Here is an 11,347-nt window from a genome sequence, read left to right on the forward strand (position 1 = left end):
CGGATAGATCTCTGCGGATCCTAAAATGGTTTTTATCAAGGCGAAGCTCGCCGTTCATGTCGAGACCTGAACAAGGGCTTCAACACCGAGAAAAAACATTTTAGGACTGCCCTACGGGGCTTTCAGGCGAACCCAGACTCTTTGTTACGCCTTTTTGAAGGCGTCTGGACCTTACTGCAAAGACGTGCCGCGATTCTGGATTCGCCTGAAAGCCAGAGTTCATCTGAATTAATCAGAGGTGCCTTAGGCAGCACCGGAAGTTTATGCTCTAATCGAGGAACCATTCATCCTGTTTGCCTGAACGCCCAACCGGAACATTTCATGAGCAATGACTTGACTGATAAAGCCCAGAGCCATGGACAAGCGACCTCCCGCCCTCAAAAGCTTGCTGTGCGCGGTTTACATTTTAATGTGGTTGATCAAGGGCAAGGCAAGCCGATTCTTCTACTGCACGGCTTCCCTGATTCACTAACAATCTGGGAACCGATCACACCGTATTTGCTGGCCGCCGGCTATCGCGTCATTGCTTTTGACCAGCGAGGTTTTGGCGATACCGACGCACCGATCGGCAAAATCCATTACCGCATCCAGCAGATAGTCGATGATATTCCCGCCCTGCTCGACCAGCTCGATATTCATCAACCCATTCAGGTAATGGGACACGATTGGGGCTCGGTAATTGGCTGGTGTCTGGCCTGTTTCTATCCCGATCGCGTGCAATCACTGGTCGCGGTTTCCGTCGGCCACCCGACCTGCTACGGCCGCGCCGGGCTGGAACAAAAAATCAGCAAGGGTCTGTACACCCTCTGGTTTCAATTTCCCAAACTGACCGAATGGTATCTGCTGCGCGGCGGAGGCTTTAAGCGTTGGCTGCGAGAACAACAGGATCTCTCGAAAGTGCTACCTCCCATGCAACGTGCCGGACGACTGACCGCCGCGCTGAACTGGTATCGCGCCAACCTGTTACCCATTTTATTGAGTCGCTGGCCACGCTGCAGTCGTCCGACTCTCGGCGTATGGAGTGACCAGGATCCATACCTTACGGAAGCACAAATGTGTCAATCCGAACGCTATGTCGATGCCGAATGGCGGTATCTGAAAATAGAACAGTGCGGTCACTGGATTCCCCAGGAACAACCCGCCCTCCTGGCCAAGGCTGCAATTGATTGGTTTGCTGAGCACCAGGACAACTCACACCTGGGCCGCTCTAACTAAATCGGTGCGGCCCGAAAACTTTATTAGCAAATCAACTGCCCTTGTTTATCCGCGACACCTACCGATACTATGGTGCCGGCATTAAATGGCAAGTAGTCAGTTTCGATGCCATCCGAAAATATCACGCCATGCTCCGGCATATGGGATTCCAAATACAACTTGGTCTGCCCTTCAATCGCGCCAAATACCAGCTCAACCCCAGTGTTCTGACTGGGAAAAGGCTCGCGTACACTGAACTGCAGACGCCTTTCATTCCAGGCAAAACCGCCTTGCAAACTATGCTTGTGCAAGCCGGAAACAGCCAACGCTCCCGCTACAACGGATTGAAACCAACCACTGGAACCAAAGCCCGTTGAAACAATAATCCCCGACGAGGATTGAAGCTCGGCGCGGCCATTCCACTCGATACGATAGCGCGCCGATGTATGGCTCTGTGGACCAATAAAAATATCATTGACCGCCAACATGCGCTGACCATCGTTGGTAGTAGCTTCAGCAAAGGTGATGGACTTACTATCGGCCTTGCAATCCAGAATTTTCCGCACCACCGATGACAACTCAGCCATTTCGAACGGCAGCAACTTGCCATCCCAACGACTGGGGTCTGGATTAATGGCAATCACCGGCTGTCCCTCCAGATATTTTAGCGTATTGGCCACCAAGCCATCCTGACCAACCACCACCAGTATATCGTTGTGACTAAATTGATAATTGGGCAGAAAACTACGCTCTAACAACTGAAAACGACCCAGCAGTTTCAATACTTTTTCCGCTTCTAGCAATTGCCGCTGGTAGTGATCGTGCTCTTGCAAATAATCCTGCGCATCGACCTGATTGTGTTCCAGATAAAACTTCGCCTGAGGCCAGGTATTAAAACGCTCAATCAACTCCTGCAGCCGCGTTTTGCGGCTGACCAACACAAAGCGGACATCCTGTGCGCTCATGAGCCTTTCACCTTACGCGCCAGCTGATTGAACATATCCGGTGCGATATTTAATTCACCAATTTTGCCAGCATTTTGTGCCAGGGAATCAAACGCCATCGCCATCATTTGCTCGGGCTGCATATTGGCCAGCGCCAAGGCTTTGAGGTTGTCCACCGGCAATTCTTTGAACGCCTTCATGCGCGTGCTAATGCTATAGGCTTCGGCCTCCGCTTCCATCTTCTGATTGGAAACACTCAGACTAACCAGGCTGTTGCGTTGATTTTCGGCATCGATTTTCGCCTGTAGACGCTCTCGCTCGGTGGCGGTCTGGCCGCGCAAAATTTCTCGTTCGTTAGCCAGACGAGACTCAGCAATCTCTTGTTCTTTTTGCTGCACAGATAGTTCGGTTTCGAGTTCAGCTTCTTTGATGGTGAACTCCTGCTCTACGGCTGATTTACGCCGAGCGTATATTGCGTCATCCGCTTGTTTAAGTATCGCCTCCCTAGCCTCAGCCTCTAACGCACGCGCCGTTTCCGGCGTTGGTGATATGGCGCTGATGGCAACATCCGAAACGCCAAGCCCGGTCGCCTGCAAAAAGGCAGCATCGGTTAAACGGCTGCGAATCAACTCCACCAATCGCTGACTCATACCCAGGGTATTACGTAACGTCTCGGCCTGAACTCGAGTCTGGACCAGTGTTTGTATACTGCGCACCACACGATCGCTTAACTTCAACGGGTCTTCTGAAACGTAGCTGATCCCATCTTTGCCCAGGTTAAAATTCAACATTTCCGTCACCTTATCCGCATCAACAATTTGATAGGTAACTTGCCCTTGCACCTTCACGGACTGAAAGTCTGCGGTTTGCAGATTAAAGATATAGGGAACATCTTGGGCATTGACCGGAATAGCGGCAATCGAGGTGGTAGCCGCGTTATAGAAAAAGCTCAACCCTTTGCCCTTTCGCCTCACCTGACCGTCAACACTCTTGACCACATAGGTAGATGAGTCCGCTTTAAAATACTTAATTCCAAACATGACACTTCTCCTTAACCATATTGGCGACTAAACCTGTCGATCACCGTTTAGGCTCTGCCATGACCGATACCCCAACGACAAACAACATTGATCAGCTTATTCACACTTAGTGTCTTTATGACACCTTTAGTCAATAGTGACTTATAGACCCTATTGATGTCAACAAAAAAGTCCTTTCGACACAAAGTGATTGTGAAAGCCTTTGCTCAAAGCTAAGATCGATGACATTGCACCGCCTGGAATGCCTTATGAACGAACGTGATTTTCTACGAGACTACGATAAGAACAGCTATAGCTCACCACTGGTTACGGTAGATGCCGCGCTATTCACTTACCAGGATGAATGCCTCAAGGTGCTGTTGATCCAGCGCGCCAACCACCCTGAGCGCGGCAAATGGGCTCTCCCTGGCGGCTTTATCGACGAACAGGCCGATACCGATCTGGATGTCGCAGTGCAACGCAAGCTGTATGAGAAAACCGGTGTTCGTATCCCCTATATCGAGCAACTGGCCAGCTTTGGTAGCAACAAGCGCGACAAGCGTGGCTGGTCCGTCACCATCGCTTACACCGCTCTTGTGGCTTACCAGGATTGCAGCGCACTGGCGGAATCCGTGTCCGATACCCGATGGGTGCCTTTGCAGGAATTGCCTCAACTCAAACTGGCCTTCGATCACGAACAGCTGATTCTTTGCGCGCGCGAACGCCTGCGGCAAAAAGCACTCTACTCCATCGTGCCAGCCTATACCTTGCCCGAACATTTTACGTTACCCGCACTGCAACAAGTACATGAGGCACTGATTGGTAAACCTTTGCAAAAAAAATCTTTTCGGCGCCGTATCGAGCAGGCGGAATTATTGATCGATACTGGAAAAAAACGTGCCGAGGGAGGACGACCGGCGACACTGTACCGCATGAAACCCGGTGCCGCTGAGCATTTTTTCCTGCGCAATCTCGAACTCTAGTTCACCTGTTGCTCTCACTGCCTGCATAGGGCTTTGCCAATCCAAGCGAGGAGAATATGAACAATAATACAAACACCGCGGTAACCCGTAACATTCGGGTTCAAGGCGATCGCTTATGGCAATCCCTGATGGAGATGGCACAAATCGGCGGCACCGATAAAGGCGGCTGCAACCGCCAGACTTTTACCGATGTCGATAAACAGGGGCGAGATCTTTTTATTCGCTGGTGCCTGGACGCCGGTTGCACCATGAGTATCGATACTGTTGGGAATATTTTTGCCCGGCGACCCGGCATCGACAATAGCCTGCCCCCGGTTTTGACCGGTTCACACCTGGATACCCAGCCCACCGGCGGCAAGTTCGATGGCGTCTATGGCGTACTCGCCGGGCTGGAAGTGATTCGCAGCCTTAACGACGCCAACCTGACAACCCTGGCCCCACTGGAGATCGCGGTATGGACCAATGAGGAAGGCTCACGTTTTTCCCCGGCCATGCTGGGTTCCGGCGTCTGGTGCGGTGAATTTGATCTGGACTACGCCTATTCACGTCAGGATAAAGAGGGCTTGAGCTTTTTCGATGAACTGCAACGCATCGGCTATCTGGGCAGCGAACCCGCAACCCATCGTCCGCTGAAGGCCGCTTTTGAGGTGCATATTGAACAAGGCCCCATATTGGAAGATGAAGGTTTACAGATCGGCGTCCTGACCGGCGTACAGGGCATGCACTGGTACGACCTGACGCTGTTCGGACAGCCTTGCCACGCGGGTCCAACCCCGATGGAAATGCGCAAAGATCCCTTTATGGCGTTACCCGATATACTCACCCGGCTCTACCGGTTAGCCGACCAATATGCCCCCTGGGGACGAGTTACCTTCGGTGATATTTCCGCCAACCCCGGGAGCCGCAATACGGTGCCTGAGTCGATCACCCTGGCGGTAGATCTGCGTCATCCCGACCAAAGCGTGCTAGACGCTATGGATCAGACGTTCAGATCAATTGTTGAATCGGCCACGGCAGAAAAACAACTCGACTATAAGATTGACGACGAATGGCGCTCTCCGGCGGTCGCGTTTAACACTGAATGCATCGAAGCGGTCAGGGGTGCGGTCTGCGCACTGGGCTATAGCAACAAGGAGATGGTATCCGGCGCCGGGCATGACTCGGTATATATTTCCCGAGTCGCGCCCACCAGTATGATCTTTATTCCCTGCGAAGGCGGCCTGTCCCATAACGAAGCGGAAAACGCCTCTACGGAAGACCTGGAAGCCGGCGCCAATGTGCTGCTGCATGCGATGCTCAAGATGGCCAACCAAGCCTGATGCTGGCGTAATGGGCCTTAGCCTCCCAAGCCAGGCATCAGCTGCTTGAGACCACCTGTTCCCATTCCCACCGCTATCGCGAGCAGAATCATACCCATAAATTTGGTGATGATCTCCATGCCCGATTCCCCCAGCAGCCGGGTAATCGCCGAAACCGAGGACAAACATCCACCCACGACAATGGCCATACCGATACAGACCAGTGACATCTGAATATTACTTTCAAGATTATGGTAGCGCTGGGTATTAACAATGATGGTGGCGATTGCACCAGGGCCCGCGATCATTGGCATCGCCAGAGGCACAAAAGCAATTGAAGGTTTGGAGACGGGCGCGCTGGAACCAGCGTCAACCGAGTGAATTTCACTTTGCTGACTGTTCAACATAGAGATGGCAATCATGCCAATAATCAACGATCCGGCCACTTCCAGACTGGGAACCGACACACCAAAGAAGCCCAGCACCAGCTCTCCGCCCCAAAGCGTCACCAGCAAAATGATCGCAATCGCCAAGGTACAGTTGACAATGATTGAACGCCGCTCCGTTTCCGAGCGACCGATAACCATGCCGGCAAACACCGCACTGGCCCCGATAGGGTTCAAAATGGTGAACATGGCAGCAGCAAAGGTAACAAGGGCTTCAAAACTCATTGCGTTACTCTCGAGAGTTGATCAGAAAGCCGGCACGGTAGCACTATTGCACTGACCGCATACCGACCCTTATCAATAGAATAGACCACAAGATAGAACGCATCCGCATCGATGCATCAAAGCCTCACTTACCGGGCATCACCCTCGGCGCGTCGTAGCATTTCAATATGGGGAATACCGTCTTCATCGTAGGGTTCCGAAACGGCCTCGAAGCCGAAACTGCGATAAAACTCGATCAGATACTGCTGCGCTGAAATACGAATATTGCTTCGGGGGTATTCCTTCAGGGTATGCTCGATCGCCGCCTCGGTCAGCTGTTTACCCAGCCCCCCTCCACGCGCACTCGGCGCTGTCACCACACGCCCAAGGGATGGCTCGGCGTAATTGACGCCAGGAAACAACACCCGTAAATAAGCTACCAACTCAGCACCCCGGTCGGAATCACGCCATGCCATCAGGTGCCAGGCCTGATCGTCCAGACCGTCGGCGTCCAGGTAGACACAGTTTTGTTCAACCACAAACACCTGCTGGCGCAACTTCAGTATTTGGTAAATTTCATCCCGCGAAAGGCTAGAGTAGGAAGACCACTGCCAGCGAACCATAGACGCACCTATTGAAAAAACATCGATAAAAAAGGGCCAGAAGATAGACTCCAGCCCTTGAACTCAAGAGTCAATAATGACTCAACTTATGCAGACAGTTGATCGGTTTTTGCCGCACAGATCAGATCGTTTTTGTGCAAACCATTGATGGCATGGGTCCACCAGGTCACTGTCACCTTACCCCACTCGGTCAGCACGCCCGGATGATGCCCCTCGGCCTCTGCCAACTCAAAAACCTGATTGGAAAATGCCATCGCCTGTTTGAAATTACGAAAACTGTAAACTTTTTCCAGCTGCATAACGCCATCGCGAGTTTCGATATTCCAGTCCGGAATCTCTTTTATTAACTGCGCCAATTCTGCTTCACTAACTTCCGGAGCGCCTGCACGACAAGCTTCACATTTTTGTTCGGTTAGAGTACTCATAAAGTTTTTTTCCTGATATTGGTCGGTAGTTTTCTATCGTAATCAGTTCAACAAACCGGATTATTTTATCCTGTTTGCTGTTCCCTGGGCGGAAAGGTAGGTTCAAAAAGTCCCAGTCGTTTGGCATTTTTAACGGCTCCCATAATATCCATATTGGCGATCTCAAAGAGCTGGTCGATACCATCAATAACATAATAGATGGGCTGCATAATATCGATGCGGTAGGGAGTTCGCATCAGGTCAACAATATCAAATGCGCGATGCTCCACCTTGTCGCCTTGCAGAGCCAGCTCGGTTTCACCGGGCGACGACAAAATACCACCGCCGTAAATACGCAGGTCCTCCTTATGTCTCAACAAACCAAACTCGACGGTAAACCAATACAATCGAGCCAGATAGACACGGTCCTCTTTGCTGGCTTTCGCTCCCAACTGCCCATATTGGTGAGTAAAATGCGCAAACGCCTCATTGGTTAGCAGCGGACAATGGCCGTAAATTTCGTGAAAAATATCCGGCTCCTGCAGATACTCCAGCTCCTCTTGCGAGCGAATAAAGGTTGCCACCGGGAACTCTTTATTGGCCAGCAAGGAAAAGAATTTATCGAAAGAGATCAATGCCGCTACCTGGGCAACACGCCAACCTGTGGCCGGTTGCAGTATGGCGTCGATGCTCGGCAATTGTGGAATCTGGTCCTCGGGCAGAGCCAATAGCTTGAGCCCTGCAATGTATTCATCGCAGGCCTTGCCGGGTAACAGTTTTTTCTGATGAGTGATCAATTTGTGCCAGATTTGATGCTCTGACGAGGGATAGTCTATATAGCCTTGTTCATCGGCTTGTCGTGCGAGGTATCCTGTACCCTTGGCCATGACAGTAGCCTCCTGTGTAAGTCGTCTAATTGTAATTATATGACTGCAATGCAGGTCCTTGTGAAACCTTACATTTTACGGCGCTGCTCATTGACTTGTGAGTCATTTATTTGAATAACGCCCCGGTTTGTTATGACATTATATTGTCAAAGCTTACCGGTTTTCTCGGTAGCCCTGTTTTCTATCACAGAATGTCCACTGCCGACAAACCTTCGGCCGCTCAGTCCAAACATTTTCTCTTTAGTCACTTATCAACACAGCCAGATTACCCTTTGGCAAACAACCACACTTCCAACTTTATGATTGGCTTTCATCTATAACGATCTCTGCTTTTCTGACTCGTCTTTCTGTCCCCGATCATAACCGGAGCGCCGTCGCAACTTGCAGGCCCTGATAGGAAGTGTTACCTATGGCTAACTTTAATTACCCCTGCCGAGAGATCTTTTATGAGCGATCACAACTACACACCACCCAAGGTCTGGACCTGGGACCAGCAAAGCGGCGGTAAATTTGCCAACATCAACCGACCCATTGCCGGCGCTACCCACGACAAGCCTCTGCCCCAGGGTGAACACAACCTGCAGTTGCATTCCCTTGCCACGCCTAACGGAGTCAAGGTAACGGTGATGCTGGAAGAGCTACTGGCCGCAGGGTTCAACGAAGCCGAGTACGATGCCTGGATCATCGATATCAGCGAGGGCGAACAGTTTGGCAGCGGCTTTGTCGAGATCAACCCCAACAGTAAAATTCCCGCCCTGTACGATCGTGAGGCCGACATTCGCTTGTTCGAGTCCGGCTCTATCCTGTTTTACCTGGCCGAAAAGTTTGGTGCCTTCCTGCCGACCGACGCCAACAGCCGTGCCCAGGTCATGAACTGGTTATTCTGGCAAATGGGCAGTGCGCCCTATCTGGGGGGAGGCTTTGGTCACTTTTACGCCTACGCTCCGGAAAAATTCCAGTATCCCATCGACCGTTTCGCGATGGAAACCAAACGCCAACTGGATGTGCTCGACCGAGAACTCGCCGAGCATGAGTTTATCGCCGGCGGCGAGTACAGCATTGCCGATATCGCGATCTGGTCCTGGTACGGGGCACTGGCGCTGGGCAAGCTCTATGACGCCGGCGAGTTCCTCGATGTCACCAGCTACCAGCATGTTCAGCGCTGGGCCAAGCAGATCAATGCCCGCCCGGCGGTGATTCGTGGCAAACTGGTGAATCGGGTCTGGGGCGAATCCGGTCAGCTCAAGGAGCGGCATAGTGCAGCGGATATCGACGCTGTATTGAACGCCCCAAAAGCCTGATACCGACAACCTCAAGCACACTTCGCCAACCCTAACGCCCCCTCACTCTCAAAACACTAAACCAGAGACTGAGGGGTGATCCACCACAGGCCCGTCGCCCCCAAACCGGCTTATGTACCGGGCTAGACAATTGAATATTGCGACATTTCGCCACTGTAATACGCCATTTCAGTGACACATTTCAACCTGAAAGACGCCAGGAACACCATTTTTGCGATCTACCTTCAGTGTTCTTCTAATCCATGCATTGGGCTACAGCACAATAACCATAGGGGTTACAGGGACTTCTATTGGTCTCTAGCCCCTTCTGGTTTTTTGGCACTGCGATTAAAAAGTAGACATCTTTTATCCGATGTTTTTATTCTTTTTAGACGAATTACAACAATAAATTCGGTAAAGGCGAGGCGGCCCAACATTTGGACCCATTCGACACCGGCAAGGTACCCGCAGGAGATCATACAATGAACGATGCAGTAGTCAGCATTCCGCTGTGCGTAAAAACCCCAAAAGGCATCGAAGCCGTCGAACAGCGCATGCACGGCCTTCCGGCGCGGGTGCGACAGGTATTGATAATGGTCGATGGCAAGCGGGATACCGATGACCTGGTCAACCTGTTTCCTGGTGACGGCACCCAAAGCTCGCTGGAGCATTTGCTCAATGAAGGCTTCATTACGCCACTTGAGAAAGAGCAAACCAAATCCGGATTCGGGTTTTCCTTTGGTAAGTCGGCTCCGTCCGAAGGCCCGAAACCCAAAGACGACAACGAACGCCTGGAGCTGGCCCGTAACTTTATGGTCAATACCACACGCACCTTTATCGGCTTTACCGGTGACGCCTTTATCGCCGAAATCGAAGCCTGCCAGAGCATCGGTGAACTTCAGGGCCTGTTCGACACCTGGCGCGAAACCATTCGCCAAAACCCCGAAGGCTCATCCCGCATGAGCGAAATGGAACCGAGACTGGCGGCGCTGATTTCCTAACAGGGGTCAGAGCCACGGCTATCCCGGTTAATTCACCTTAGCAAGCTTTACCAATCGACCATTAAAAAAGCCCGCGCTGCGGGCTTTTTTAGGTTTAAAGGGCTCTGATTCCGTTGACTCTGCTGATTAAAAGTATCCGTTAAACTGTAGCAGGTTCACTCTGACCCCTTTAATTTTGCTCATGGTTGCATTGTTTCACTTTAGCTTGCTGGGCCAACAAAAAGTTGCTTTGACTAACTTCGTCCTAGGCAATTTAAATGGAATCTTCAAATGAGGGACAAGCAAGCTAGTCACCACAACAACCTCACCACTACTTAAGCATAATTTTGCATAGCTATAACTGTCCCACGGGAACCACTGCAATGTATTGTTTGCACTCGCATTAGATTCAACAAGCTCTACGAATTCAATATCGCTATATTTAAAATCAAAATTCCTGTCTCGTAATGATAGGGAAATGGTGTTTTTTTTAAACTCTATTGCCATTCCATGATTTATCCACCAATAACGTAAATGCAATATCATGTGAGGGATAAATACTATTAAAAAAGCATACAATGCAGCTTTGTAAGCAAAATCCACACTTTCATCACCATACTGGAGTTTAAAATACCAAGGAAAAAGGAAAAAAACTGTAGCATGAATTAGGATATGCCATGACTGTATAAAGTGATTACCAAATCCTATATGAAATTTCTTCACGACTAAAATGGACCTTCATAAAAATCACCAGACACGCCTTCATATATTTTTTCAACTGTCATATTTCTATTAAGAGAGTTAATCCCTTTCCCTGCTAGTTCATAAAATTTTTCTGCGCTGTATGCGGCGATACCAACCACTGCAGCTGTGCCACCGCTCCCATAAACAGCAAGAGCAATAACAGCCGCATTAGCCCCAGAGCGATAAATGAAATTTCCCTGCGACAAATCACCGTTTCTATACTCACAAAAGACTTCGGGGTCAGGGCTAATAAGATGACTCGCCTCCCACCCTAAACTAGGCTGAAGGTGACGAAACCCAAGAGGCGAATCATCATGAATATTCAAACACTAGGTGTAGAC

Annotated in this window: 13 protein-coding genes; 5 read left to right on the plus strand and 8 right to left on the minus strand. The window is 50.6% G+C overall.

What is annotated here, in order from left to right; genetic code table 11:
- The first annotated feature begins 321 nt into the window (after positions 1-321).
- The gene (locus MIB40_RS18800; RefSeq protein ID WP_249697045.1) at positions 322-1,215 is read left to right on the plus strand and encodes an alpha/beta fold hydrolase; all 894 of its coding nucleotides are present in this window, start codon (positions 322-324) and stop codon (positions 1,213-1,215) included.
- A 23-nt stretch (positions 1,216-1,238) separates the two neighbouring features.
- On the opposite strand, the gene MIB40_RS18805 is transcribed toward MIB40_RS18800, so the two are convergent.
- Positions 1,239-2,159: a diacylglycerol kinase catalytic domain-containing protein gene (locus tag MIB40_RS18805; protein WP_249697046.1), complete on the minus strand. Its 921-nt coding sequence runs from the start codon at positions 2,157-2,159 to the stop codon at positions 1,239-1,241.
- Positions 2,156-3,178 (minus strand): SPFH domain-containing protein, encoded by a 1,023-nt coding sequence (locus MIB40_RS18810; protein WP_249697047.1) that lies wholly within the window; start codon positions 3,176-3,178, stop codon positions 2,156-2,158. Before MIB40_RS18810 ends, MIB40_RS18805 begins: the two co-directional genes overlap by 4 nt.
- A 248-nt stretch (positions 3,179-3,426) precedes the next feature.
- Here MIB40_RS18810 and MIB40_RS18815 point away from each other — a divergent pair, with 248 nt between their 5' ends.
- Positions 3,427-4,140, plus strand: a complete 714-nt coding sequence (locus tag MIB40_RS18815) for an NUDIX hydrolase (RefSeq protein ID WP_249697048.1) — start codon at positions 3,427-3,429, stop codon at positions 4,138-4,140.
- Positions 4,141-4,196: 56 nt separating this feature from the next.
- The gene (locus MIB40_RS18820; RefSeq protein WP_249697049.1) at positions 4,197-5,459 is read left to right on the plus strand and encodes a Zn-dependent hydrolase; all 1,263 of its coding nucleotides are present in this window, start codon (positions 4,197-4,199) and stop codon (positions 5,457-5,459) included.
- Positions 5,460-5,476: 17 nt separating this feature from the next.
- Here MIB40_RS18820 and MIB40_RS18825 read toward each other — a convergent pair whose 3' ends face one another.
- The 4 genes from MIB40_RS18825 to phhA all read right to left on the minus strand — a co-directional run bounded on the left by MIB40_RS18825 (position 5,477) and on the right by phhA (position 8,002).
- Positions 5,477-6,109, minus strand: coding sequence for a MarC family protein (locus tag MIB40_RS18825; RefSeq protein WP_249697050.1), 633 nt, complete (start codon positions 6,107-6,109; stop codon positions 5,477-5,479).
- A 128-nt stretch (positions 6,110-6,237) separates the two neighbouring features.
- The gene (locus tag MIB40_RS18830) at positions 6,238-6,711 is read right to left on the minus strand and encodes a GNAT family N-acetyltransferase (RefSeq protein WP_249697051.1); all 474 of its coding nucleotides are present in this window, start codon (positions 6,709-6,711) and stop codon (positions 6,238-6,240) included.
- A gap of 86 nt (positions 6,712-6,797) precedes the next feature.
- Entirely contained in the window at positions 6,798-7,136 is a 339-nt protein-coding gene (locus MIB40_RS18835) for a 4a-hydroxytetrahydrobiopterin dehydratase (protein WP_249697052.1), read from the minus strand.
- Positions 7,137-7,201: 65 nt separating this feature from the next.
- On the minus strand, positions 7,202-8,002 hold the full coding sequence (phhA, locus tag MIB40_RS18840; RefSeq protein WP_249697053.1) for a phenylalanine 4-monooxygenase: 801 nt from the start codon (positions 8,000-8,002) through the stop codon (positions 7,202-7,204).
- A 446-nt stretch (positions 8,003-8,448) separates the two neighbouring features.
- On the opposite strand from phhA, the gene yghU reads away from it, so the two are divergent.
- Positions 8,449-9,303 carry a glutathione-dependent disulfide-bond oxidoreductase gene (gene yghU / locus MIB40_RS18845; protein WP_249697054.1) on the plus strand — a complete coding sequence of 285 codons (855 nt, stop codon included), beginning with the start codon at positions 8,449-8,451 and terminating at the stop codon, positions 9,301-9,303.
- A gap of 461 nt (positions 9,304-9,764) precedes the next feature.
- Complete coding sequence (locus MIB40_RS18850) at positions 9,765-10,283, plus strand: hypothetical protein (RefSeq protein ID WP_249697055.1); 519 nt, start codon at positions 9,765-9,767, stop codon at positions 10,281-10,283.
- 195 nt (positions 10,284-10,478) lie between these two features.
- Here the strand turns inward: MIB40_RS18850 and MIB40_RS18855 are convergent, their stop codons facing one another.
- Together MIB40_RS18855 and MIB40_RS18860 are read right to left on the minus strand one after the other, a co-directional pair.
- Positions 10,479-10,985: a hypothetical protein gene (locus MIB40_RS18855; RefSeq protein ID WP_249697056.1), complete on the minus strand. Its 507-nt coding sequence runs from the start codon at positions 10,983-10,985 to the stop codon at positions 10,479-10,481.
- A gap of 2 nt (positions 10,986-10,987) precedes the next feature.
- The gene (locus MIB40_RS18860) at positions 10,988-11,212 is read right to left on the minus strand and encodes a hypothetical protein (RefSeq protein WP_249697057.1); all 225 of its coding nucleotides are present in this window, start codon (positions 11,210-11,212) and stop codon (positions 10,988-10,990) included.
- Positions 11,213-11,347: the final 135 nt, after the last annotated feature.

The organism is Aestuariirhabdus haliotis (genome assembly GCF_023509475.1).
GTDB lineage: Bacteria > Pseudomonadota > Gammaproteobacteria > Pseudomonadales > Aestuariirhabdaceae > Aestuariirhabdus > Aestuariirhabdus haliotis.

Excerpts from the sequence above, each read along its gene's own strand:
- MIB40_RS18810 (WP_249697047.1), bottom strand. The coding sequence starts at position 3,178 with ATGTTTGGAATTAAGTATTTTAAAGCGGACTCATCTACCTATGTGGTC.
- MIB40_RS18850 (WP_249697055.1), top strand. The coding sequence starts at position 9,765 with ATGAACGATGCAGTAGTCAGCATTCCGCTGTGCGTAAAAACCCCAAAA.
- MIB40_RS18835 (WP_249697052.1), bottom strand. The coding sequence starts at position 7,136 with ATGAGTACTCTAACCGAACAAAAATGTGAAGCTTGTCGTGCAGGCGCT.
- MIB40_RS18805 (WP_249697046.1), bottom strand. The coding sequence starts at position 2,159 with ATGAGCGCACAGGATGTCCGCTTTGTGTTGGTCAGCCGCAAAACGCGG.
- MIB40_RS18825 (WP_249697050.1), bottom strand. The coding sequence starts at position 6,109 with ATGAGTTTTGAAGCCCTTGTTACCTTTGCTGCTGCCATGTTCACCATT.
- yghU (WP_249697054.1), top strand. The coding sequence starts at position 8,449 with ATGAGCGATCACAACTACACACCACCCAAGGTCTGGACCTGGGACCAG.
- phhA (WP_249697053.1), bottom strand. The coding sequence starts at position 8,002 with ATGGCCAAGGGTACAGGATACCTCGCACGACAAGCCGATGAACAAGGC.
- MIB40_RS18820 (WP_249697049.1), top strand. The coding sequence starts at position 4,197 with ATGAACAATAATACAAACACCGCGGTAACCCGTAACATTCGGGTTCAA.
- MIB40_RS18815 (WP_249697048.1), top strand. The coding sequence starts at position 3,427 with ATGAACGAACGTGATTTTCTACGAGACTACGATAAGAACAGCTATAGC.
- MIB40_RS18800 (WP_249697045.1), top strand. The coding sequence starts at position 322 with ATGAGCAATGACTTGACTGATAAAGCCCAGAGCCATGGACAAGCGACC.
- MIB40_RS18830 (WP_249697051.1), bottom strand. The coding sequence starts at position 6,711 with ATGGTTCGCTGGCAGTGGTCTTCCTACTCTAGCCTTTCGCGGGATGAA.